Below are 24,238 nucleotides of genomic sequence, written 5' to 3'. Positions count from 1 at the left end.
CAGCCGGATACGGCCCGCCGAGATGCCCGCGGGGGAGCGAAGATCCGGTTTGACCGGAACGGAACTCTTCAGTAAGCTAGGTCGGGTTGCCCCAGATGAGATCCGAAGGGTCCTGAAGGGGTCACGAAGACCGAGGTGAAGGCCTCAAAGCGGGATCAACACCAAGTTGACAACGCAGCGAGAACTTCACTAAAGTAAGTCGAGTTGCCCCAAGCGGAATTCGAAAGAAAACCGCGCGGTGTGCGCCCGAAACTTGAGAACTCAACAGCGTGCTAAAAGTCAATGCCAGTTTATGCACAAATAAACCCCGTGCCTAGGCATTGTGAGTGATCTTTGATTGCTCATGACGTACTAGGTTCGGATTCCTTTGATTGATTGATGAGGATCTCTTTGAGATCCACGTCAGCGATCGAACTAAGTTGACGGTAAACAGCACTTCGGTGCTGCACCGATATATTTCAACGGAGAGTTTGATCCTGGCTCAGGACGAACGCTGGCGGCGTGCTTAACACATGCAAGTCGAACGGTAAGGCCCCTTCGGGGGTACACGAGTGGCGAACGGGTGAGTAACACGTGAGTAACCTGCCCCTAACTCTGGAATAACGGCTGGAAACAGCCGCTAATACCGGATATGACCTCGAGCGTCATCGCTTGAGGTGGAAAGCTCCGGCGGTTAGGGATGGACTCGCGGCCTATCAGCTTGTTGGTGAGGTAACGGCTCACCAAGGCTTCGACGGGTAGCCGGCCTGAGAGGGCGACCGGCCACACTGGGACTGAGATACGGCCCAGACTCCTACGGGAGGCAGCAGTGGGGAATATTGCACAATGGGCGCAAGCCTGATGCAGCAACGCCGCGTGTGGGATGACGGCCTTCGGGTTGTAAACCACTTTCAGCTAGGACGAAGCGAAAGTGACGGTACTAGCAGAAGAAGCACCGGCCAACTACGTGCCAGCAGCCGCGGTGATACGTAGGGTGCGAGCGTTGTCCGGAATTATTGGGCGTAAAGGGCTCGTAGGCGGTTCGTCACGTCGGAAGTGAAAACTCGGGGCTTAACCCCGAGCCTGCTTCCGATACGGGCGAACTAGAGGTATGCAGGGGAGAATGGAACGTCTGGTGGAGCGGTGGAATGCGCAGATATCAGACAGAACACCAGTGGCGAAGGCGGTTCTCTGGGCATTACCTGACGCTGAGGAGCGAAAGCGTGGGGAGCAAACAGGCTTAGATACCCTGGTAGTCCACGCCGTAAACGGTGGGCACTAGGTGTGGGACTCATTCCACGAGTTCCGTGCCGAAGCTAACGCATTAAGTGCCCCGCCTGGGGAGTACGGCCGCAAGGCTAAAACTCAAAGGAATTGACGGGGGCCCGCACAAGCGGCGGAGCATGCGGATTAATTCGATGCAACGCGAAGAACCTTACCTGGGTTTGACATATACCGGAAAGCTGCAGAGATGTAGCCCCCGCAAGGTCGGTATACAGGTGGTGCATGGCTGTCGTCAGCTCGTGTCGTGAGATGTTGGGTTAAGTCCCGCAACGAGCGCAACCCTCGTCCTATGTTGCCAGCACGTAATGGTGGGGACTCATAGGAGACTGCCGGGGTCAACTCGGAGGAAGGTGGGGATGACGTCAAGTCATCATGCCCCTTAAGTCCAGGGCTTCACGCATGCTACAATGGCCGGTACAAAGAGCTGCAATACCGCAAGGTTGAGCGAATCTCAAAAAGCCGGCCTCAGTTCGGATTGGGGTCTGCAACTCGACCCCATGAAGTCGGAGTCGCTAGTAATCGCAGATCAGCAATGCTGCGGTGAATACGTTCCCGGGCCTTGTACACACCGCCCGTCAAGTCATGAAAGTCGGTAACACCCGAAGCCGGTGGCCCAACCTTTTGGAGGGAGCCGTCGAAGGTGGGACTGGCGATTAGGACTAAGTCGTAACAAGGTAGCCGTACCGGAAGGTGCGGCTGGATCACCTCCTTTCTAAGGAGCCATATGGCGCTCTCGAGCGTCCATGCGCTCGGTTCCAGGACGATCGTTCCTGGCCGAGCAGGCACCGGAATGTGGAACATTGACCATTAAGCGCAGAAGTCACGATCCCGTGAGTACAACCCGTAAGGGAGTGGAAAACCGGGTGAGATGACGACTGTGCCTGAGGCACGCTGTTGGGTCCTGAGGGGTCGGTCGCACGACGAACGTCACGCGATCGGGCAACTCAGCGGACCGAGGGCCGGCTGGAAACAGCCGGCACACGGATCCCGCCCGTATATTGAGAACTTCACAGTGGACGCGAGCATCTTTGTAGTAACAACAAGCTACTAAGGGCAATCGGTGGATGCCTTGGCACCAAGAGCCGATGAAGGACGTTGTAACCTGCGATAAGCCCCGGGGAGCTGGTAAACGAGCTTCGATCCGGGGATCTCCGAATAGGGAAACCTCGAAGGAAACCGGAGTAATGTCCGGCGACCCCTGCCTGAACACATAGGGCAGCGGGAGGGAACGTGGGGAAGTGAAACATCTCAGTACCCACAGGAACAGAAAACAACAGTGATTCCGTCAGTAGTGGCGAGCGAACGCGGAAGAGGCCAAACCACATCTGTGTGATAGCTGACAGGCGTTGCAGATGCGGTGTAGTGGGGCCACCTGGACCGAGCTGTCGATCGGTCAAACAGTCAGAAATGCTCATTGAAGTCGAAGCGCTCTGGGAAGGCGCGGCACAGAAGGTAACACCCCTGTAGACGTAAGATGAGCACTGTTAGGTGTCACCCCAAGTAGTACGGAACCCGTGAAATTCCGTACGAATCCGGCGGGACCACCCGCTAAGCCTAAATACTCCTTGGTGACCGATAGCGGACAAGTACCGTGAGGGAAAGGTGAAAAGTACCCCGGGAGGGGAGTGAAATAGTACCTGAAACCGATTGCCTACAATCCGTCGGAGCTCTTCGGAGTGACGGCGTGCCTTTTGAAGAATGAGCCTGCGAGTTAGTGGTACGTGGCGAGGTTAACCCGTGTGGGGAAGCCGTAGCGAAAGCGAGTCCAAATAGGGCGATTGAGTCGCGTGCTCTAGACCCGAAGCGAAGTGATCTATCCATGGCCAGGGTGAAGCGACGGTAAGACGTCGTGGAGGCCCGAACCCACCAGGGTTGAAAACCTGGGGGATGAGCTGTGGATAGGGGTGAAAGGCCAATCAAACTTCGTGATAGCTGGTTCTCCCCGAAATGCATTTAGGTGCAGCGTCGCGTGTTTCTTGCCGGAGGTAGAGCACTGGATAGTTGAGGGGGCCCACAAGCTTACCAACATTAGCCAAACTCCGAATGCCGGTAAGTGAGAGCGCGGCAGTGAGACTGCGGGCGATAAGGTTCGTAGTCGAGAGGGAAACAGCCCAGAACACCAGCTAAGGCCCCTAAGCGATTGCTAAGTGGAAAAGGATGTGGAGTTGCGGAGACAACCAGGAGGTTGGCTTGGAAGCAGCCACCCTTTAAAGAGTGCGTAATAGCTCACTGGTCAAGTGATTCTGCGCCGACAATTTAGCGGGGCTCAAGCAATCCGCCGAAGCTGTGTCATTGACGCATGTGCTTGGTCCTTTTGGACCCAGGCGCGTTGATGGGTAGGGGAGCGTCGTGTGCGCGAGGAAGCAGCGGGGTAACCCAGCTGTGGAGAGCACACGAGTGAGAATGCAGGCATGAGTAGCGAATGACGGGTGAGAAACCCGTCCGCCGAATGACCAAGGGTTCCAGGGTCAAGCTAATCTGCCCTGGGTAAGTCGGGACCTAAGGCGAGGCCGACAGGCGTAGTCGATGGACAACGGGTTGATATTCCCGTACCGGCGCATGAACGACCCTGCCGAACCGAGTGATGCTAAGCACGGAAGGTCTTCGGACTCCTTCGGGATGATGTTGACTGACTCTGCGACCCGAACTCGTATTAGGCAAGCTGCGGAGTGACGCAGGAAGGTAGCCCAACCCGGGCTAATGGCTGTCCCGGGGTAACTGCGTAGGGCGAGATGTAGGCAAATCCGCATCTCACAAGCCTGAGACAGGAGGCCTCTCACGGTTTCAACCGTGTTGGAGTGGGTGATCCTATGCTGCCTAGAAAACCTTCGTGAGCGAGTGCATGTGCCGCCCGTACCCTAAACCGACTCAGGTGGTCAGGTAGAGAATACCAAGGCGATCGAGATAACCGTGGCTAAGGAACTCGGCAAAATACCCCCGTAACTTCGGGAGAAGGGGGGCCGACATTGTTAGGGGACTTGCTCCCCGAAGCATTGGAGGCCGCAGAGACCAGGCCCAAGCGACTGTTTACTAAAAACACAGGTCCGTGCCAAGTCGAAAGACGATGTATACGGACTGACGCCTGCCCGGTGCTGGAACGTTAAGGGGAGATGTTAGCCGCAAGGCGAAGCATTGAACTTAAGCGCCAGTAAACGGCGGTGGTAACTATAACCATCCTAAGGTAGCGAAATTCCTTGTCGGGTAAGTTCCGACCTGCACGAATGGCGTAACGACTTGGGCGCTGTCTCGGCCACGGACTCGGCGAAATTGCACTACGAGTAAAGATGCTCGTTACGCGCAGCAGGACGGAAAGACCCCGGGACCTTTACTATAGCTTGGTATTGGTGATCGGATGAGCTTGTGTAGGATAGGTGGGAGACTTTGAAGCAGTCACGCCAGTGGTTGTGGAGTCAACGTTGAAATACCACTCTGGTTCTTCTGGTTATCTAACGTAGGTCCGTTATCCGGATCACGGACAGTGCCTGGTGGGTAGTTTGACTGGGGCGGTCGCCTCCCAAAAGGTAACGGAGGCGCCCAAAGGTTCCCTCAGCCTGGTTGGCAATCAGGTTTCGAGTGTAAGTGCACAAGGGAGCTTGACTGTGAGAGAGACATCTCAAGCAGGGACGAAAGTCGGGACTAGTGAACCGACGGCGGCATGTGGAAGCGCCGGAGATCAACGGCTAAAAGGTACCCCGGGGATAACAGGCTGATCTTGCCCGAGCGTTCATAGCGACGGCATGGTTTGGCACCTCGATGTCGGCTCGTCGCATCCTGGGGCTGGAGTCGGTCCCAAGGGTTGGGCTGTTCGCCCATTAAAGCGGCACGCGAGCTGGGTTTAGAACGTCGTGAGACAGTTCGGTCCCTATCCGCTGCGCGCGTAGGAATCTTGAGAAGAGCTGTCCTTAGTACGAGAGGACCGGGACGGACGAACCTCTGGTGTGCCAGTTGTTCCGCCAGGAGCACGGCTGGTTGGCTACGTTCGGAAGTGATAACCGCTGAAAGCATCTAAGCGGGAAGCACGCTTCAAGATGAGGGTTCCCACAGGTTAACCTGGTAAGGCCCCCCAGCAGACCACTGGGTGATAGGTCGGATGTGGAAGTGCAGCAATGCATGGAGCTGACCGATACTAATAGGCCGAGGGCTTGTTCCTACAAAGATGCTACGCGTCCACTGTGCAGTTCCCGAGATACGGTCGTAGATCGGTGAACTCGAAAGAAAGAGTGAACCTCGATCCGATCACATCTCCATAGAGTTTCGGTGATCATGGCGAAGGGGAAATACCCGGTTCCATTCCGAACCCGGAAGTCAAGCCCTTCAGCGCCGATGGTACTGCACGGGGGACCGTGTGGGAGACTAGGACGTCGCCGGACAATATAGACACCTCGTGGGTGGCTATTCGTAGCCACCCACGAGGTGTTTTTGCGTTGTGTATGAATAGTTGTGTACGAATAGCGGTGCCCCGAGTTCGAAACCTTCGACAGGAGAAGGCTCTGCCCGGCGATCGACGCCGCGGACACCGGGTCGAACTGGTCCAATCGAACCGGTCGAATCGAACCGGTCGAATCGAGCCGGTCTGTGCCGCTGACTACTGGGTGACCTCGGTGAGCAGCCCGGTGTCGACATCGAAGACGAAACCGCGGACGTCGTCGGTGTACGGCAGGAGGGCTGAGGTGCGAAGCTGCTCCACCGCGGTTCTGACGTTGTCCTCCTGCGCGCCGAAGGGGCTCGGTCCCCACGGTGGGGCGACACCGGTCTCGGCCTCGAGCTCGGCGCGGAATTCGGCATCGTCATAGGTGGAGAGACCACACCGGGTGTGTTGGATGACCATGATCGCGGTGGTGCCCAGTTTTCGCTGGCTGATCGCCAACGACCTCAGGGTGTCCTCCACGATCAGGCCGCCGGCATTGCGGATCACGTTCGCGTCGCCGACGGAGACCCCCAGAGCCCGGACCGGGTCGATGCGGCAGTCCATACAGGTGACCACCGCAATCTTGCGCGCCGGGGTGCCCGGAAGCCCGCCGGCGAAGCTCTGCGCGAACTCACGGTTCGCCTGGACCAAGGGATCGATCGCTGACACGAGACGTAAGGGTATCCCGGCGTCAGATGTGGGCTATCCGGGCATCCGGGTAGTGCGTCCGCAGCGCAGCCCGATAGCGTTCGCCCAGCTCGTGGTGGGCGGCCAGGTCCTCACTGGTCGGCTCGATCTCGCGCAGCACCGGCACCTTCCATTCGGGCAGCTCGCCGGTCAGCGCCCAGGCCGCCTGCCGCGCCGCGCCGACCGCGACACTCTCGAACGGCTCGGTCACCGTTACCGAAAGGCCGAACACCGCCGGCGCGATCCGCTGCACTGCCGACGACTGCGCCGCGCCGCCGGTGAGCGTGATCGAGGAGATCGATCCGGTCAGCTCGGCCAGCACCTCGGTGCCGAAGGCCAGACTCCACAACACGCTTTCGATCGCCGCCCTGGCGATGTTCTCGGCCCGCATGTTGGCGCGGGTCAGACCGAGCAGTTCCCCGGTCGCCTGCGGCAGCGGCGGAGTCCGCTCGCCCTCCAGGTAGGGCATGAACGTGATCCCCTCGGCTCCCGGCGGCGCAGCCATCGCGAGCCGGCTGAGCTCCTCGAGGTCGACCCGGAGCATGGCCGCGGCGGCCTCCAGGTTGCGCGCACAGTTGAGCGTGCACACGAGGGGGAGGAACCGTCCGGTCGCATCCGCGAACCCGCAGACGGTTCCGGTCGGCTCGCGGGTCTGTTGTGCAGCCACGGTGTAAGAGGTGCCGCTCGTGCCGAGGCTCACCACCGCTTCGCCGGGCCGGACACCGAGCGCCAGGGCCGCCGCCATGTTGTCGCCGGTGCCCGGCGCGAGCGCGATCCCCGAGGGTGTCTCGCCGACGAGATCGTGGGGTCGGGCAACCCGCGGCACCCGCAGGTCGTGGCCGATCGCCAGCCGTACCAGATCCGGCCGATACGTATTGGCCTCGGCATCGAAGTAGCCGGTGCCGGAGGCGTCGCCGCGGTCGGTCACCGGGTCGAAGGACCGACCGCCGATCATCCAGGTGAGGTAGTCGTGGGGCAGCAGGACCGCCGTCGTCCGGACGGCATTCTCCGGCTCCGCCCGCGCCAACCAGCGAAGCTTGGCGACCGTCAACGACGCCACCGGGACGGTTCCGACTGCGTCGGCCCAGGCGGCCCGACCGCCGAACTCGCTGATCAGGTCCTCGGCATCGGGTGCCGATCGGTTGTCGTTCCACAACAGGGCGTCGCGGACCAGTTCGCCGTTCTCGTCGAGAGTCACCATGCCGTGTTGCTGACCGCCGACGGCCAGCGCTCGGACGTCGTCCAGCAGGCCGGGTTCAGCGGCCGCCTGCTGGAACGCCTGCCACCACGCGTCGGCGGCGACCTCGGTGCCGTCGGGATGTCGGGCACGGGCCGAGCGGACGACCCGGCCGGTCTCGGCGTCGCAGATCACCACCTTGACCGACTGCGTGGAACTGTCGACGCCGGCGACCAGGGTCATGGAACTGTCTCTCCTTCAGCCGGCGCAGGTCCGGCTCGTCAGTCTTGGCCGTCAGTCTGGACTGGGTACCACCGTCAGATCGACGCCGCGATCGACGAACGGCCGACGCTGCTTGTCGGTCATTGTCCCCGCGACCGAGACCTCGTCGATCTCCTCGATGGTAGCGAACGTGACGAAGGTCGCCCGCCCGATCGCCCCGGCGTCGGCCAGGCCGATTACCCGCCGTCCGACCCGGGTCAGCGCCTTGGCGATGGCTGCTCCGGAGGGCGTCGGGTCACTGAGCCCGTCGGCGACGCTGATACCGGCCGGGCAGATCACGCTGACATCGGTACGCAGCCGGTTGAGTTCGGTGATCGCCCAGTCGCCCTCCTGGCCGCGGGATCGCGGACTCACCGTGCCGCCGATGTTGTAGACCGCGAGATTCTGCACCCGCGACAACACGATGGCCGCGTCCAGATAGTTGGTCACCACGGTCAGCCCGTGCCCGGCCGGTGGATCGGCCGAGATGGCCTCGGCCAGACCGAGGGCCGGAGCGCCGGCACCGATCAGCAGGGTTCCCTCCCGTGGCAACCGCTGCCACAGCGCCCGGCCGAGTTCCACGTAGCGTCCCTGGTGATCCGTCCAGGATGTTGTCGAACGGGGGAGCACCGGGATGGCTCCACCATGCACCCGGTGCAACCGTCCTGCGTCCTCCATGACGCGCAGATCACGGCGTACGGTCTCCTGGGCGACGCCGAGCCGGGCGGCCGCGTCGACGACGTCAACCTTGCCCTCGGCCTCGAGCCAGGCGGTGATGGTGTCGTGCCGGGCAGCGGCTCCTGCCCGGGAGTTGCCTGCCCGGGGGTTGCCTGACCCATCGGACGCGGAGGCGTCTGTTCGGTGGGGTGTCATTCGCGGCGGATCCACCAGTGCTCGCAGGTCGTCCGATGTCCTACTTCACCGCGCCCATCGCCAGGCCGCGGACCAACCGCTTCTGTGCGACCCAGCCGGCGATGATCACCGGAAGCACGGCGATCGTCGAGGCTGCCGACAGGACCGCCAGGAACTGCCCGCGGCCGTCGACGAAGCTGCCGAGGAACGGCGGCGTCGTACGGGCAACGACGGCTGTCAGCAGGTTGACCAGGAAGTACTCGTTCCAGGCGAAGATGAAGCAGATCAGCGCGGCCGCCGCAGCGCCCGGAGCGACGATGGGCAGCGACACCCGCCAGAGTTCCCGGCTGTAGGACGCGCCGTCGATCTGCGCCGCCTCCACGACCGCGTACGGCACCTCGGCGAAGAAGGATCGCATCATCCAGATCGCCAATGGCAGGTTCATCCCGATGTAGAGCACACCGAGCGCCCAGAGGTTGTCCAGCGCACCGATCACTCGCAACAAGAGGAAGACCGGGATGATGGACGCCGCGATCGGCATGAACTTGGTGGAGATGAAGAAGAACAACACGTCCTGCCAGCGTTTGACCCGACGGACCGACAGACCGTACGCCGCCGGTATCGCCAAGGCCATCACCGCGACCGTCGACAGGATCGACAACGCCGCCGAGTTGGCCAGGTAGAGCCCCATACCGCGTTCGAAGACGGCCGCGTAGCGGTCGAAGGACAGCGCCGTGATGAAGCTCGGCGGGAACTCCGAAGCCGCCTGCTCGCTCTTGAAACTGGTGAAGATCATCCATAGCACCGGGAAGAAGAACAGGAAGACCACGACCCAGGTCAGCACCGTGACGCCGATGCTGCCGGCCTTGCGTCGGGTGAACCGTCGCGTGCGGGTCCTCCCGTCAGCCCGCCGAGTGGGCACCGATGCGGACGCAGCTGCGGGTTGCCCGGCCTGGGCCTCGACATGGGTGCTCATCGTGCTCCCCCTTCGTCGGTGAACACTCGGAACAGGGTGCGCAGCGCGGCCGTCGCGACGGCGATCGTGACGATCACGGTGACAACGCCGTAGGCCGCCGCCTCACCGACCTGCTGGCCGATGAAGGCCCTTTCGTACAGGAGATAGGACAGAGTCTTGGAGTGGCCGGCCCCGCCGGTCATGATGTTCACCGGGTCGAAGACCTGCACCATCAACACCGTACCCAGCAGGATCGCCAGCTCAGCGTACGTCCGCAGGTGCGGCAGGGTCATCGTCCGGAACGTTCGCATTGGACCGGCTCCGTCGACCTGGGCTGCCTCCAGGATCTCCCCGGACTGGGACTGCAGACCGGCGAGCAGGATCAACATCATGAACGGCGTGTATTGCCAGGTCAGCACGAACACCACGGTCATCCCGGGGAAGTCGGTGTTCCAGGAGACCGGTGGGATGCCGACCAGGCCGAATGCCCAGTTGATCATGCCGACATTGGCATCGAGCAGGGACCACTTCCAGATCAACGCCGACGCCGCCGGCATCACCAGAAACGGTGTGATCAACAGCGTCCGCGCCAGCGCCCGACCGGGGAACTTGCGGTCCAACAGGACGGCGAGGAACAGTCCGAGGATCAGTGAGACGACCACCGACGACCCGACGATCACCACGGTGTTCAGCAGTGCCGGCAGGAACGCACCGTTGGTCACCACGGCGACGTAGTTGTGGAAGCCGGCGAAGGACCGGGCCTGCGGGCGGGCAAGGTTCCAGTTCTGGAAGGAGTAGTAGATCGTTGCCAGGAAGGGAATCTGGGTGACGACGATCGCAACGATGAACGCCGGCATGATGATCCGCCGCCCGAAGGTTCGTTCTCCGCGTTCGGCCCGCGACAACGAGATCTTCGGCGGGGATCCGGTCTTGGCCACGTCCGAGGTGATGGCGGCGCTCATTTGCCGGCCTCCGTCTTCTGTGTGTCGCCGGCGATCTGGGCTATTCGTTGGCCCCGATCGAGAGCGGTCGCCACGCTCTCACCGCCGGAGAAGGTGTTGGCGATCTGCTGGGACGTCTGGTTGCCGACGTCTTGGAACTCCGGAATTCCGACGAACTGGATTCCGGTCCAGGGCTGGGGATCGATGCCCGGCTTCTTCGGATCGACCTTGTTCAGCGTGCTGGCGATCAGGTCTGCGAAGGACGAACTGGCCTGCTGATACTGCGGGTTCTGATACAGCGACTGCCTGGTCCCCGGTGGCACGCGTTCCCAGCCGAATTGCTTGCCGACCAGTTCCTCGTACTGCTTCGAGGTCGCCCATTTGATGAATTCCCAATCGGCCTGCTGGTGCTCCGACAGCGCGTTGGCGGCCAGGTTCCAGGTCCACAACCAGCCGGATTCCTTGGTCTTGACCACCGGTGCCGAAACGTAGCCGACCTTGCCCGCCACCGGACTGCCCTCGGACTCCAGGGTGCCGGCCGCAGAGGTGGCGTCGTACCACATCGCTGCCCTGCCCTGCTGGAACAGGTTCAGGCATTCGGTGAAGCCGAAGGACGCCGGGTCCCGTTCGCCGGAGTCCCTGATCGTGTCGACGTAGAAGTTGACCGCGTTGCTGAAGGCAGGTTTGTCGACCTGGGCGTCCCAGCTCATGTTGTACCACTGTCCGCCGAAGGTGTTGACCACGGTGGTCAGCGGGGCGAACATCTCGCCCCACCCCGGTTTGCCGCGCAGGCAGATGCCAGCGGTGCCGTTGTCCGGGTCCTTGAGCTTGGCCGCCATGTCGGCGACCTGCTGCCAGGTCGGATGCTCCGGCATGGTCACCCCGGCCTTCTGGAAAAGGTCCTTGCGGTACATCAGGAACGACGACTCGCCGTAGAACGGGGCGGCATACATCTTCTTGTCGTAACTGACGCTCTGCCGGACCGGTACGAAGAAGTCGTCGACGTCGTAGGCGGGGTCGGCCTCGGCCTTCGCGGTGAGATCTGAGAGCCAGCCGTTCTGCGCCCACATCGGCACCTCGTATGCGCCGACGGTCATCACGTCGTACTGACCGCCACGGGTGGCGACGTCCTTGGTCGTGGCGTTGCGGAGGTCGTTCTCCTCCATCATGATCACGTTGACCTTGATGTCGGGGTGTTCCTTCTCGAACTCCGGCAGCAGCTGGGCAAGGTCCTGCATCTGGGGATTGTTGACGCTGGCCACGGTGATCGTGGTGACCCCGGGCTTGTTCCCCAGGTTGCCGAAGCCCGCGCAACCGGACACGGCCAGTGCCAGGGACATCCCGGTGACGCCGGCGACCGCAGCGAACCTGTTGACTCGGGCCTTGGTCACTGCGGCCCGCATGGCGCGGCGTGGGTGGAGCCTCGGTGTGCCGGACATAGGCCGCCCTTCCTCATCGCTGAGTCTCGTTCGGCCGGTCCAGGCGGAGCCCGGACACTCCGAACACCTGCGAATCGGACATTACTGCAGGCAGATGTGCCCGGTCCAGAGGGAAAGTGGCGCTATTTTGGTTAAACAATGCCCGAATAGGCCTGATCTCTGCCCGAACATGTGATGAAGTAGTGCTACTCCGGACGGGATCTGTGCCGGTACTCTGGGGCCACCCGCAAGCAGGATCGCAAGCCGATCGCAAGTGGGATTGAAGGACGAGCGCTCGAAGGACGAGGTGGTGAGGCGGTCCGATGGCTGAGGTCCCAGTGGCCCCCCGTACCTGCGGTGGCGAGCCGGCGGCCGAGCGGATCGATGTACCCGCCGCAGCGACAGCAGGCCATCACCGACCTTCTGCTGGCCGGTCGTTCCCGGGTGACCATCGCCGCCATTGCCGACCGGCTCGAGGTGGCGCCTGAGACGGTGCGTCGTGATCTTGAAGTGTTGGAACGGCGCGGGGTCGTCCGCCGGGTCAGGGGTGGCGCCGAACTGGTCGAGTCCGTGCCCTTCGAACAGGCGCTGGCCGCCCGGCACGCCGATCAGCGGGCGGAGAAACAGTTGATCGCGACCGCGGTGATCGCGGAGTTGCCGACGGACGGGGTCGTCGTACTGGATTCCGGCTCGCTCACCTTCGTGATCGCGGAGAAGCTGCCCGATGACCGACCGCTGACGATCGTGACCAACAACCTGCCGGCCGCAGCGATCCTCGCCGATCGCCCGCAGTTGACCGTGATCACGCTGCCGGGCATGATCCGCGGTCTGACCCAGGCTGCGGTCGACGGCTGGACGAGCCGGAGGCTGGAGACGCTGAGCGCCGACCTGGCGATCGTCGGTGTCAACGGGCTGACTGCTGATCTTGGACTGACCACGACGAATCCGGAGGAGGCGGCCGTCAAACGCGCCATGTTGCTCGCGGCTCGACGACGGCTGGTGCCGGTCGTGTCGGCCAAGCTGGGCCGGAACTCGTTCTGCAGCTTCGCCGCGGTCAGCGAAACGGACAAGATCATCACCGATCCGGGAGCCGATCCGGAGTTGCTCGGTGAGCTTCGCGGCGCCGGCCCGGAAGTGCAGGTCGCCGGCACATGATCATCGGCATCGGCCCGGTGCGCCCACCGCGGGTGGGCCGGTTTGTCGTCGCGGGCGACGTGCAGGAGGATTGGCCGGTGGCTGAGAAGAGGTACGGCAGCGGCCAGGGCCGCGATCGTCGTCGTGATCGGGACGGCAGTCGGGACCGGGATGGTGATCGCGGAAGGGACCGCGGCGACCGTCAGGGACCCGACGACCGCGGTAGGAAACGGGATTTCGGCTCGAGCAGCGGGGGCTCGGGCGGCAGGTCCTCCGGCGGCAGGTCCTCGGGCGGCAGGTCTTCGGGCGGCGGAGGCTCGGGCGGCAGGTCCTCGGGCGGCGGAGGCTCGGGCGGCAGGTCCTCCGGCGGCAGGTCTTCGGGGACCAGGTCTTCGGGGAGCACGTCTTCGGGCGGCAGAACATCCGGTGGCTGGTCGTCGCAGCGTGGGACGTCGGGGGATAGACCTTCCGGTACCCGCGATGGTGGCGGTCGTGACTCGCGCGGACCGGACCGCGGGTCGGGCCGTTCGGCTTCCGGTCGTTCAGGTTCTGGCCGTTCAGGTTCTGGTCGTTCGACGGCCGGGCGTTCGGCATCGTCGGGCGGCTCGTCGTATGACACCAAGCGATCGGGTGGTTCGACCTTCGACAGCAAGCGGCCGGCCGGTCGGCGACCCGGCCAACAAGCCGGCGGCTCCGGCTCGGGCTTTCGCGGACGCCGGCCCGGTGATGATCATGAAGAACGCGAGCGACAACTGCCGCCGGGTTTGGAGGCGAAGCCCGGTGAGCCGTCGATTCCGCCGGGAACCGAAATTCGCCGGCTCGACCGCGGGGTTCGCGCCGAGTTGCGGGGGCTGCCCAAGGAACTCGCCGAGATCGTCGCCGGTCACCTGCTGCTGGCCGGTGAACTCATCGACGAGGATCCGGAACGCGCCTACGCCCACGCCGAGGCTGCCCGACGTCGGGCGGCCCGATTGCCGATCGTTCGCGAAGGCGCAGCCGAGACGGCGTACGCAGCAGGCAGGTACGATGTCGCGCTGAGTGAGTACCGGGCGCTGCGGCGCATGACCGGGTCGGCCGACTACCTGCCGGTGATGGCCGATTGCGAGCGGGCGCTCGGTCGGCCTCAGCAGGCACTCCGGCTGGTCCGTGAGGCGGCCGGTCAACCGATGGAACCGGCGTCGGCGGTCGAGCTGCGGATCATCGAGGCCGGTGCCAGACACGATCTTGGCCAGACCGCCGAGGCGGCCCGCCTGCTCCGCGTTGCTATCACAGACGTCGGGCATCGTGCCACGAGTGTCGCGCTGCGGCTGCCTGCCGCTCGCCTGCACTACGCCCTCGGCGATGTCCTTCTTGATCTTGGCGACACGGTCGGCGGCTACCGGGAACTGGTGGCCGCCGCCGATCTGGACACCGGGCAGGAGACCGATGCTCAGGAGCGGGTCGACGCCATGAACGGCCTGGACATCGACTTCGACGACAGCGAGCCCGAGCCGGAACCAGGGTTCGAATCCGAGGACGATTCCGGTGCCGATACCGAGGGGGGATCCGGGCGTGCTGATTGATCGCTACGACGCCGTTCTGTTCGACCTGGACGGAGTTCTGTATCTCGGTCCGGATCCCGTCGCCGGCGCACCGGAGGCCGTGACGGGCCTGCAGGAACACGGCGTACGCGTCGGGTTCGTCACCAACAACGCCGCCCGCACGCCGGAGGTCGTCGCCGAACAACTGCGCGGCTTCGGCATCCGCTGTACCGAACAGGACGTCGTCACCTCCGCCCAGGCCGGCGCGCGTGTGCTGTTCGAGCGGTTCGGTCCCGGTGCCCGCGTGCTCGCCGTCGGCGGCGACGGTCTGCAGCAGGCGTTGTCCGATTTCGGTCTCGTTGCGGTGAGCAGCGCCGACGACAAGCCGCTGGCGGTGATCCAGGGCTACGATCCCGAGCTCAGCTGGGAGTTGATCACCGAGGCGGCACTGGCCATCCGGCGCGGGGCGCTCTGGGTCGCCACCAACACCGATCCGACCCGGCCGACCGAACGCGGTCTGGTGCCGGGCAACGGTGCGGCGGTGGCCGCGGTGCGCACCGCCGTCGAGACCGATCCGTTGGTGGCGGGCAAACCCGAACGCCCGCTGCTGGAGGAGACCCTACGGCGGCTCGGCAGCCGGCGGCCGATCTTCGTCGGTGACCGGATCGACACCGACATCGCCGGTGCCGGCAATCTCGATCTGGATAGCATGCTGGTGCTCACCGGCGCCCACGGCCCGGTCCAGCTGTTCTCGGCGATCGGCCTCGAACGCCCCACCCACATCGGGTTGAACGCCGGTGATCTTCTGGCCGGGGAACGCGTGGCCCGGCAGGCTGGCGAGGACCGGATCGCGGTCGGCTCCATCGAGGCCAACCTTGATCACCAACACGTCGCGTTGTCCCGGGAACCGTCCGACGACGAACTGGTCGACGCCATCTGGGCGGCGACCCGGTTGTGCTGGCAGTGCGCCGACGGTGAACTCCCGGTCGACGCCTTCGACCTCGCCGATCGCCTGACGACGCGGGTTCGTGCGCTGTTGGGCGACGGCTAGCTGTTCTGTCCACGGAGGTTAGGTACGAGGTCGGCTGGTGACTTGCCGTCGAGTGCGGTGTGTCCGCGGTGGTGATTGTAGGTGTGGAGCCAGTCGGTGAAGCAGGCGGCGCGTTCTGCTTCGGATGAATAGGGTTGGGCGTAGGCCCATTCCTGCAGCATGGTGCGGTTGAATCTCTCCACTTTTCCGTTGGTCTGGGGCCGGTAGGGCCGGGTGCGTTTGTGTTTGATGTCTTCGCCCAGGGCTGCGGCGAACAGCTTGGAGCGGTAGCAGGAGCCGTTATCGGTCAGCACGCGTTTGACCACGATGCCTGCTGAGGCGAAGTAACTGTTGGCCCGCTGCCAGAACGCGGCCGCGGTCTCCTTCTTCTCATCGGTCAGCAGCTCGCTGTAGCCGAGCCGGGTGTGATCATCGACAGCGTTATGGATGTACCAGTAGCCGATCTTTCCCCTACGGGTGTTCTTCTGACCCTGAACCCGACCCACGACGCGCCAGCCGCCGCCGTCGGGGATCCGGCCCAGTTTCTTGATATCGACATGGATGAGGTCTCCCGGCGCCTGGTGGACATAGGAGTTGATCTTGGTGCGGCCGGTCTTGATCCGGGTCCCGGTCGCCGGGTCGGTGAACGTCAACAGTGGACAGCCGTAGCGACGCAAGATCTTGTGCACGGTGGAGACCACCAGCCCCAGCCGGTAGGCGATCCGGGCCGGCCCCCACCGGCGCGAGACCCGCAAGCCGACCACCCGGCGCTCGATCCTGGTCGGCGTCCGCCCCGGCGACACCCGCGGGCGGGACGATCGATCCCGCAATCCCGCGGCCCCCGCGGCCCGATCGGAACGGTACCGGTCAGCCCACCGTTTTGCCGTTGTCACCGATACCCCGAACCGCTCCGCGGCCCGGCGCAACGGCCAACCCTGATCGACAATCAGCCGGGCCAGCCGCAGACGACCAGTCGGGGTCAGAACAGCGTTAACGTGGGACACGAGGACCTCCGGTGTCTGAGATGTGTTTGCTTGGTCGCTTCACACCTCACCCGGAGGTCCTCGTCATCGTCCAGCCGGCACGCCGTAACTAACGTCCGTGATCAGTACAGCTAGCGACTGCCGGTGATCAGAACTCGGTGCCACGTCAGGTGATCAGAACTCGGCAGTGACGACGATCCGCGGCTACCGTTGGTGCAGGGCTACCGTTGGTCCAGCAGACCAGCGCCGACGGTCCGGCACAGATCAGGCGACAGGGAGACGACATCATGAGCAACGACGACGAGTCACGCCGGGGAGCAAGGCTCGGGCAGACGGTGCCCGGGTATTCCGCACTCGCCGAGGCGTTCGGCGCGGCGATCGACGGGGCGTCCAGGATGACCCGCAACCGCGCCAAGCAGCTGGCCGAGCGGCTGTTGAACCAGGCCGGTCTGGACAATGTTGATCTTGGTGAGGCGGCATCCGAGGCCGGTGCCCGGATCAACCAGTTGGCCGAGGAGATCATTGCCGCCCGAAAGGCCAACCAGGCTCTGTTGCAGCGGACGATCACCGCCGAGCTGGAGAAGTCGTTGACCCGGCTGGGACTGGCCAGGGCCGACGAGGTCTCCGCGCTGCGGGATGAGGTCGCCCAACTGCGGAACGATCTTGCCGTGGTGAAGAGCGCTGCCCAGACCGCGGCTCCTGCCGCCAGGACCGAGGCCAAGAAGACCGCCGCGACGGCCACCAAGAAGGCTGCGGCCAAGAAGACCACGGCCCCGAAGACCGCTGCCAAGAAGGCCACGACGAAGACCGCGGCCAAGAACACCACCGCCGGAGCACCTACCCGGAAATCAGCAGGAGCGCAGAAGGCGGCTCGGAAGACCACCGGGGCCGGGTCGTGAGCGAGCCGGCTCCGGAACGGAAGGACCCGACCGAGGCCGGCCGGCCAGAGGTGCCGGTGACCGGTGAGCCGGAGGTCGATCGTGCCCTGCAATCGCTGCAGGGGATCGAATCCGAGCCCTTGGCCGATCACCATGATCGACTGGCCAGGGTGCACGAGGACCTGCACGCCGCACTGAACGCCGATCATTCGGCGTCGGACGGCTGATCACGCTCGGACGGTTCGGGTGAGTGGCCGGCTGGATGTCGAGCTGGCAACCCGCGGCCTGGCCAGATCGCGGAGCCACGCACGATCACTGATCGACAATGGCCGGGTGCTGGTCAACGGGCGATCCGCGGCGAAGGCATCGCTGGCTGTCGACGATCATGACCGGCTGGAGCTGACCGAAGCCGATCCGTACGTCTCGAGGGCGGCGTACAAACTGCTCGGCGCACTGGATGATCTTGGTGTCGACGTGCCACCGCTCGCCCTCGACGCCGGTGCTTCCACCGGCGGCTTCACGCAGGTTCTGCTGCACCGCGGCTGTCGGCAGGTGATCGCCGTCGACGTCGGACATGACCAGCTCGACCCTGTGCTGCGCAACGATCCGCGAGTCACGTCCTACGAGGGCCTGAATCTGCGTGATCTTGACCCGGAGGCGATCGGTGGACGACCGGTGGACCTGGTCGTCGCCGACGTGTCGTTCATCTCGCTGACCCTGCTGCTCGGACCACTGACCTCGGTGATCAAACCCGACGGCCGGCTGCTGACCATGATCAAGCCGCAGTTCGAGGTCGGCCGTGAGCTTCTCGGCAAGGGTGGCGTCGTCCGGGCCGCCCGGTTGCGCGAGCAGGCGGTGCGCTCGGTGATCCACGCTGCCGCAGCCCTGGGCTGGTGGCCGCAGGACGCAGTACCGAGCCGAGTTCCCGGACCCGCGGGAAACGTCGAGTACTTCGTGCTGTTCGGCCATGCCGACGGCGACGACGACCCGGCGGGCGACGCCGCAGGCAGCGAGGTCATGGCCAGGCTGTTCCACGCGCAGTCGCCCTAACAGGTCCGGCCCGACCGCCTATGCTGTGCGAGTGATCGCCGAAGCCGACCAGACCGGCCCTGCCGGTGCCATGCCGGGTGTGGTCCGTCGGGTCGCCGTGCTCACCCACACCGGACGCGACGAGGCGATCAAGGCTGCCAGCCGGTTGATCAGCGGGCTGTCGAGCGCGGGGATCGTCTGCGCGCTCCCGCCCGCCGACATCACCAATCTCGGGCTGGGCACGGCTCATCCCGGCATCGAGGTGCTTCCCGAGGCCGATCCGGTCGTCGGACTGGGTGGTACCGCAGCAGGCATCGAACTCATCGTGGTCCTCGGCGGAGACGGCACGATCCTGCGCGGTGCCGAATGGGTGATGGCCGCCGACATTCCGCTGCTCGGGGTGAACCTCGGTCACGTCGGATTCCTGGCCGAGGCCGAATCCAGCGAGATCGACCTGATCGTCGAATCCGTGGTCAACCGCACCTACCGGGTGGAGGAGCGGTCGACGATCGACGTCCGGATCCTCGACGGCGAGCATCTGCTGTGGAGTTCGTTCGCGATCAACGAGGTCACCATTGAGAAGGCGGCACGCGAGCGGATGCTCGAGCTGATGGTGGAGATCGACGGGCGGCCGCTGTCCCGCTGGTCCTGTGACGGTGTGCTGGTGTCGACTCCTACCGGTTCCACGGCGTACGCGTTCTCCGCCGGCGGGCCGGTGATCTGGCCGGGGGTCGACGCCATGCTCGTAGTGCCGCTGAGTGCGCACGCCCTGTTCGCCCGGCCGATGGTGCTGAGTCCCCGCTCCCGGGTGCTGATCGAGATGTTGGACGGGATGGCTCCCGAAGCCGTCGTCTGGTGCGACGGACGCCGGTCGACCATTCTGCGTCGGGGCATGCGGGTCGAGGTGGTCCAGGGCAGGCACCGGTTGCGGCTGGCCAGGCTGTCCGAGGCTCCGTTCACCGACCGGTTGGTGCACAAGTTCGGGCTCCGGGTCGAGGGCTGGCGGGGTGCCGCCCAACTCAGGCATCAAGCAGCGCGTGACGCCGCGGCCCGGTCACCCGAGGCAGGACGGACGAGTGACGGACGGGAGAGTGGACAGCCCGACGGACAGGACGGGTAGGCGATGCTCGCGGAGCTGCGGATCACCGATCTCGGAGTGATCAGTGAGGCGACGCTCGACCTCGACCCCGGGCTGACCGTGGTGACCGGTGAGACCGGTGCGGGCAAGACCATGATCGTCAGCGGCATCGCCCTGCTGCTGGGCAGCCGCGCCGACGCCGGCGCCGTACGGACCGGCGCTGAGCGCGCCCGGATCGAAGGCGTCTTCCGGCTTCCGCAGCGGTCCGCTGCCGTCGGTGAGGCCGTCGCCGAAGCGGGCGGCAGTGTGGAGGACGACGAACTGTTGGTGGCCAGGCATCTGACTGCCGCCGGACGTAGCCGGGCCTATCTGGGCGGCGCGCAGGTACCCGCGGCGACCTGTGGCGACCTGGTCGCCGAACTGGTCACCGTGCACGGCCAGTCCGAGCAGGTCCGGCTCGGCAGATCCGACCGGCAGCGGGAGATCCTCGACCGCTTCGCCGGGCCGAAACTGGCGACCGTGCTTACCTCCTACGGCGTGGACTACACCGAGCGGCGGCGGACCGCTGCGGAACTGGACGAGCTGCGTCGCAGCGCCCAACGACGTGCCCGCGAGATCGACCTGCTGCGCTTCGGCCTGGAGGAGATCGGTGCGGTCCAGCCGCAACCGGGCGAGGACGAGACGCTGGCCGCCGAAGCGTCCCGGCTGCAGGCCGCCGACGATCTGCAGATCGCAGCGACGACCGCGATGGTCGCGATCGCCGGTGACGAGGACGATCCGAACGCCTCGTTGGGTGCCGCGGACGCCCTTTCCGCCATCGGCATCGCGCGCAAGGCCGCCGAACAGCTTGCCGGGCTGGATGCCGACGCCGCGGGCCTTTCCCAGCGGATCGCTGAGGTCGGCTACCTGCTCAGCGATCTGGCCGGCGACCTGAGCCGCTATCTGGCCGGCCTGGAGAGTTCGCCCGGCCGGCTGGAGGAGGTCGCCGCCCGCCGTTCCCAACTCGCCCAACTCACCCGCAAGTACGGCACGACCGTCGACGAGGTGCTCGCCTGGAGCGCCGACGCCGACCGGCAGCTCGGCGAACTGGAGACCGGCGACGAGCGGATCGAGGAACTCCAGGTCCGGCTCGCCGAACTCGATACCCGCCTGGCCGACCAGGCCGGCAGCATCACCAGACTCCGTACCACTGCTGCCAGGAGACTCAGCAGACTCGTCCTTGCCGAGCTGGCGGCCCTGGCCATGCCCCACGCCCGGCTGGAATTCGCCATTGCACCCACCGAGCCGGGCCCGTACGGCCGGGACCAGGTCGAACTGTTGTTCAGTGCCAATCCCGGTACCGAGCCGCGCAATCTTGCCCGGGTCGCCTCCGGCGGTGAGCTGTCCCGGGTAAGGCTGGCACTCGAGGTCGTGCTGGCCGGCGACGATGCGGGTGGCACCTTCGTCTTCGACGAGGTCGACGCCGGCGTGGGCGGCAAGGTCGCGGTCGAGATCGGACGCCGACTGGCGGCCCTGGCCAGGCATTCCCAGGTGATCGTCGTCACCCATCTGGCCCAGGTCGCGGCCTTCGCCGACCGGCACTACGTCGTCGCCAAGGCCGACGACGGGCAGGTCACCACCAGCGGCGTCAGCCGGGTCACGAATGCCGAACGGGCGGCCGAACTTGCCAGGATGATGGCCGGGCTGGACAAGACCGAGTCCTCGATCGCACACGCCGAGGAGTTGCTCGAACTGGCCTCCCGCGCAGCGCCGGGGCGCCGTTCCTGAGTGCCGGTTGGGCGAAAAGCGCCGCGACGGCACTGTCGCCGCCGTCGCGGCCGTTCACCCGGCACAATGCGGGTGGCGGTCACAGGCGGAAGCAGGTGGGGAATCGATGGTCGGCGGGCCGGACAGCACGGAGCATCCGGTGATCATCCTGACGGCCGGGGTCGGAGCCGGCCATGACGGAGCTGCGCGAGCCTGGGCGGAACGCCTGGCCCACGCCGGATATCCGGTGCAGATCCACGATCTGCTCGGCGTGCTGCGCCGCAGGAAGGGGGCTCGGGTCGCCGCCGCGTACGAGGCAGTGCTGCACCGGGCACCGTGGCTGTACGAGTTGCTCTTCACAGTGGCCACCAGGCCGATCGGTGTCGTTGTTGCCCGCGCGCTGATGGGTGGCGCCTTGCCCCGGGTCGCCGACCTGCTCGGCGTCCGGCGCCGGCGGATCCACGGTGTCCTCCGCGGACGAACCCCGGACCAGCGGCCGGTCGGTTCGCCGACGGCTGTGCTGTGCACCTACCCGCTGGCCGGGCACGTGCTGGGAGAACTGCGCCGGCAGGGTCGCCTGCAGGCGCCGGTGCTGACGTTCCTGACCGATTTCTCGGTGCACCGGTTGTGCGTCGCGCCCGGAGTCGACGCCCACCTGGCCCTGCACCAGGTGAGTGCCGATCAGGCGGTCGCCTGCGGCGGGCGGCCGGCAGTGGTCTGCGGGCCGGTGGTCGGCGAACGCTTCCACACGCCTGGACCTCTCCGCGGGCTGATCGAATCCGACACCACGGCACCGGTGGCGGCGGGACGCCGGCGGTTCGGACTACCGACCGGCGCCCGGTTGGCTCTGCTGGTGGCCGGATCGTGGGGTGTCGGCGAGGTCGAGACGACAGCGGCCGAGATCGCCGCGACCGGAGTCGCCGTACCGGTCGTGGTCTGCGGACGAAACGTCGGTCTGCGGTCCCGGTTGGTCACTGCCGGCACCGGCATCGCGCTGGGCTGGATCACCGACATGCCGGCGCTGATGCGTTGTGTCGATGTCCTGGTCGAGAACGCCGGTGGGCTGACCTCACTGGAGGCGATGGCAGTCGGGCTCCCCGTCGCCAGCTACCGACCGATCGCCGGTCACGGAAGGACCAACGCCGAAAGCCTCGCCGCGGCCGGGGTGACCTGTTACATCCGCCGCAGCGCCGAGCTGGCCCCGAGGCTGCTCGAACTCATCGACGGGGACCGGGGCCGGCTGCAGCGCGAACGGGGTCTGGCGCTCTTCGACCATGATCCGGTGGCCGCGCTGCGATCCGCGATGGTTTCGGCAAGCGATCGCCGGCCGGCGTGCCCCGATCCGAAGTCGGCCACCGTGCCGCGGATCGTGCTGCCCGCCGTGCGGCCGACCGCGGTACGGATCGGCGGGCTGGCCCGCCCGGTCGTCACGCTGATCCTGTTCGTCGTGGCGGCAACGGTCGGCGGCAACACCAGTACGGAGTTCGCCGTAGCCCACGGGCTGCGTGCCGTCCGGCCGTCCGGCGGGGCAGAGACCAGTTATCTGGTCGTCCGACCCGGCGCGAACACCCGGGTCTCCCGGCAAGCAGAGACACTGCTCCGCGACACCTCGGCGGCGGTGGCGGTCGATGCCGGATTCGCCCAACACCAACCCGACGTCGTTCGTGAGTTGGCCGGCACGGGCGTGCCGATCCTGGTGACCGAGCCCGCCCGCGGCCGGGTGTTCGGTGAGATCCGGGACATCCCGGCCGACGCCGCCAGCATCTACGCACTGACCGGCTCGCGGCCGACGCTCTTCGTGCCGACCCGGCACGTGGACGCGCTCGATCTCGGCGTGGTCACCTCGCTGCACGACCGTGTCGTCCAGCCCAGGGTGCGACTCGACACTGACCGGCCGGCGGCGATCGCTGGCGCGCAGGTGGTGCTGGTCGACTGTTCCCGGGAGGAGAGCTGCGACCTGGTCAGGATCCTCACCGAGATCCGACGGGCCGCCCAACGGCACCGGGTGCCGCTGGGGTCGATCAGCGAGCTGGCCGATGAACCCGGACACTAGGCGCCGGGTCGCGCTGCAGGTCGGCCGAGTGGCCGGTTCCGCGGCCGCGCTCTGGACGGCCAACACCTTTCCGGCAATCAGCTCCGCCGGATCGCTCCGGGCGGCACTGGCACCGACGACGACGGGGATCGGCCGGCCAGGGCAGGTCGCCTTCACATTCGACGATGGTCCCGATCCGTCCTCAACGCCACAGTTCCTCGACCTGCTGGCCAGGCGCGGCGTCCGAGCGACCTTCTTCCTGCTCGGATTCATGGTGCGCCGGGCACCGGGGCTCGCCGCCGACATCGCCGCCGCCGGCCATGACATCGGGGTGCACGGCGACCTGCACCGGAACCTGCTGTTCCGCGACCCGGTGTCGACCGTCGCGGACATCACCGCCGCACACGAGCTGATCGCCGAGACGACCGGGACCCGGCCGCGGTGGTACCGGCCGCCGTACGGCATCCTGACCACCTCGGCTGTGCTGGCCGCCGCCCGCCTCGGCATGCGGCCGGTGCTGTGGAGCAGTTGGGGCAGGGACTGGACCGCGCGCGCGACACCCGAATCGGTCCGCCGTACGGTAGGTCGACGGCTGACCGGTGGGGCCACCATCCTGTTGCATGACGCCGACTGCACGTCGGCGCCGGGATCGTGGCGCTCGACGCTGGGCGCGCTACCGGCGCTGCTGGACGACAGCGCGGAGCAGGGGTGGCAACCAGTGACCTTGACCGATCATCTGACACCGCTGCGACCGACCGCCACCCGGGAACGGAGTCTGGAGCCGGGTCGGGATCGGGTCGGCGACCGACCCGAGGCCGGGTTGTGACCTCTGCTGGCGGGCCCACA

At 65.6% G+C, this 24,238-nt stretch carries 17 protein-coding genes and 3 rRNA genes; 13 read left to right on the top strand and 7 right to left on the bottom strand.

Annotated features, from left to right (window positions below):
• The first annotated feature begins 458 nt into the window (after positions 1-458).
• The 3 genes from GJV80_RS10525 to rrf all read left to right on the top strand — a co-directional run bounded on the left by GJV80_RS10525 (position 459) and on the right by rrf (position 5,633).
• Positions 459-1,975, top strand: a 16S ribosomal RNA gene (locus tag GJV80_RS10525).
• 325 nt (positions 1,976-2,300) lie between these two features.
• A 23S ribosomal RNA gene (locus tag GJV80_RS10520) occupies positions 2,301-5,413 on the top strand.
• A gap of 103 nt (positions 5,414-5,516) precedes the next feature.
• Positions 5,517-5,633, top strand: a 5S ribosomal RNA gene (gene rrf, locus GJV80_RS10515).
• The 16S, 23S and 5S rRNA genes sit together here, the layout of an rRNA operon.
• Positions 5,634-5,848: 215 nt before the next feature.
• Here the strand turns inward: rrf and GJV80_RS10510 are convergent.
• Genes GJV80_RS10510 through GJV80_RS10485 form a run of 6 tightly spaced genes read right to left on the bottom strand, consistent with a single transcriptional unit; the run spans position 5,849 to position 11,983 of the window.
• Entirely contained in the window at positions 5,849-6,340 is a 492-nt protein-coding gene (locus tag GJV80_RS10510) for a carbonic anhydrase (RefSeq protein ID WP_230208339.1), read from the bottom strand.
• A gap of 22 nt (positions 6,341-6,362) precedes the next feature.
• A complete protein-coding gene (xylB, locus tag GJV80_RS10505; protein ID WP_154687855.1) occupies positions 6,363-7,778 on the bottom strand; it encodes a xylulokinase in 1,416 nt (471 codons plus the stop codon).
• Between the two features lie 51 nt (positions 7,779-7,829).
• Positions 7,830-8,669, bottom strand: a complete 840-nt coding sequence (locus tag GJV80_RS10500; RefSeq protein WP_154687854.1) for a DeoR/GlpR family DNA-binding transcription regulator — start codon at positions 8,667-8,669, stop codon at positions 7,830-7,832.
• A 40-nt stretch (positions 8,670-8,709) separates the two neighbouring features.
• Positions 8,710-9,624: a carbohydrate ABC transporter permease gene (locus GJV80_RS10495; RefSeq protein ID WP_154687853.1), complete on the bottom strand. Its 915-nt coding sequence runs from the start codon at positions 9,622-9,624 to the stop codon at positions 8,710-8,712.
• Positions 9,621-10,565 (bottom strand): carbohydrate ABC transporter permease, encoded by a 945-nt coding sequence (locus GJV80_RS10490; protein WP_154687852.1) that lies wholly within the window; start codon positions 10,563-10,565, stop codon positions 9,621-9,623. The genes GJV80_RS10495 and GJV80_RS10490 overlap by 4 nt, the downstream gene beginning before the upstream one ends.
• Complete coding sequence (locus GJV80_RS10485; RefSeq protein ID WP_230208338.1) at positions 10,562-11,983, bottom strand: sugar ABC transporter substrate-binding protein; 1,422 nt, start codon at positions 11,981-11,983, stop codon at positions 10,562-10,564. The genes GJV80_RS10490 and GJV80_RS10485 overlap by 4 nt, the downstream gene beginning before the upstream one ends.
• 363 nt (positions 11,984-12,346) lie before the next feature.
• Between GJV80_RS10485 and GJV80_RS10480 the strand changes: the two genes are divergently transcribed.
• The 3 genes from GJV80_RS10480 to GJV80_RS10465 all read left to right on the top strand — a co-directional run bounded on the left by GJV80_RS10480 (position 12,347) and on the right by GJV80_RS10465 (position 15,667).
• Positions 12,347-13,117 carry a DeoR/GlpR family DNA-binding transcription regulator gene (locus GJV80_RS10480; protein WP_154687851.1) on the top strand — a complete coding sequence of 257 codons (771 nt, stop codon included), beginning with the start codon at positions 12,347-12,349 and terminating at the stop codon, positions 13,115-13,117.
• An 821-nt stretch (positions 13,118-13,938) separates the two neighbouring features.
• Positions 13,939-14,658 (top strand): hypothetical protein, encoded by a 720-nt coding sequence (locus GJV80_RS10470; protein ID WP_154687849.1) that lies wholly within the window; start codon positions 13,939-13,941, stop codon positions 14,656-14,658.
• Positions 14,648-15,667, top strand: coding sequence for an HAD-IIA family hydrolase (locus GJV80_RS10465; protein ID WP_195909282.1), 1,020 nt, complete (start codon positions 14,648-14,650; stop codon positions 15,665-15,667). The genes GJV80_RS10470 and GJV80_RS10465 overlap by 11 nt, the downstream gene beginning before the upstream one ends.
• Here the strand turns inward: GJV80_RS10465 and GJV80_RS10460 are convergent.
• Positions 15,664-16,650, bottom strand: a complete 987-nt coding sequence (locus GJV80_RS10460; RefSeq protein WP_154687202.1) for an IS481 family transposase — start codon at positions 16,648-16,650, stop codon at positions 15,664-15,666. The genes GJV80_RS10465 and GJV80_RS10460 overlap by 4 nt on opposite strands.
• 266 nt (positions 16,651-16,916) lie before the next feature.
• Between GJV80_RS10460 and GJV80_RS10455 the strand changes: the two genes are divergently transcribed.
• From GJV80_RS10455 to GJV80_RS10425, 7 genes are all read left to right on the top strand, one after another.
• The gene (locus GJV80_RS10455) at positions 16,917-17,528 is read left to right on the top strand and encodes a polyhydroxyalkanoate synthesis protein PhaF (RefSeq protein ID WP_154687847.1); all 612 of its coding nucleotides are present in this window, start codon (positions 16,917-16,919) and stop codon (positions 17,526-17,528) included.
• Positions 17,525-17,734 (top strand): hypothetical protein, encoded by a 210-nt coding sequence (locus GJV80_RS10450; protein ID WP_154687846.1) that lies wholly within the window; start codon positions 17,525-17,527, stop codon positions 17,732-17,734. Before GJV80_RS10455 ends, GJV80_RS10450 begins: the two co-directional genes overlap by 4 nt.
• Positions 17,735-17,753: 19 nt before the next feature.
• A complete protein-coding gene (locus GJV80_RS10445) occupies positions 17,754-18,557 on the top strand; it encodes a TlyA family RNA methyltransferase (RefSeq protein WP_154687845.1) in 804 nt (267 codons plus the stop codon).
• Between the two features lie 70 nt (positions 18,558-18,627).
• A complete protein-coding gene (locus GJV80_RS10440; RefSeq protein WP_154690182.1) occupies positions 18,628-19,656 on the top strand; it encodes an NAD kinase in 1,029 nt (342 codons plus the stop codon).
• 3 nt (positions 19,657-19,659) lie between these two features.
• On the top strand, positions 19,660-21,381 hold the full coding sequence (recN, locus tag GJV80_RS10435; protein WP_154687844.1) for a DNA repair protein RecN: 1,722 nt from the start codon (positions 19,660-19,662) through the stop codon (positions 21,379-21,381).
• A gap of 139 nt (positions 21,382-21,520) precedes the next feature.
• Positions 21,521-23,413: a hypothetical protein gene (locus tag GJV80_RS10430; RefSeq protein ID WP_154687843.1), complete on the top strand. Its 1,893-nt coding sequence runs from the start codon at positions 21,521-21,523 to the stop codon at positions 23,411-23,413.
• Positions 23,397-24,218, top strand: a complete 822-nt coding sequence (locus GJV80_RS10425; protein WP_154687842.1) for a polysaccharide deacetylase family protein — start codon at positions 23,397-23,399, stop codon at positions 24,216-24,218. Before GJV80_RS10430 ends, GJV80_RS10425 begins: the two co-directional genes overlap by 17 nt.
• Positions 24,219-24,238 lie beyond the last annotated feature (20 nt).

Source organism: Microlunatus sp. Gsoil 973, from assembly GCF_009707365.1.
Lineage (GTDB): Bacteria > Actinomycetota > Actinomycetes > Propionibacteriales > Propionibacteriaceae > Microlunatus.
The sequence above is the reverse complement of the archived record's forward strand: the minus strand, read 5'-3'. Positions and strand labels throughout refer to the sequence as shown.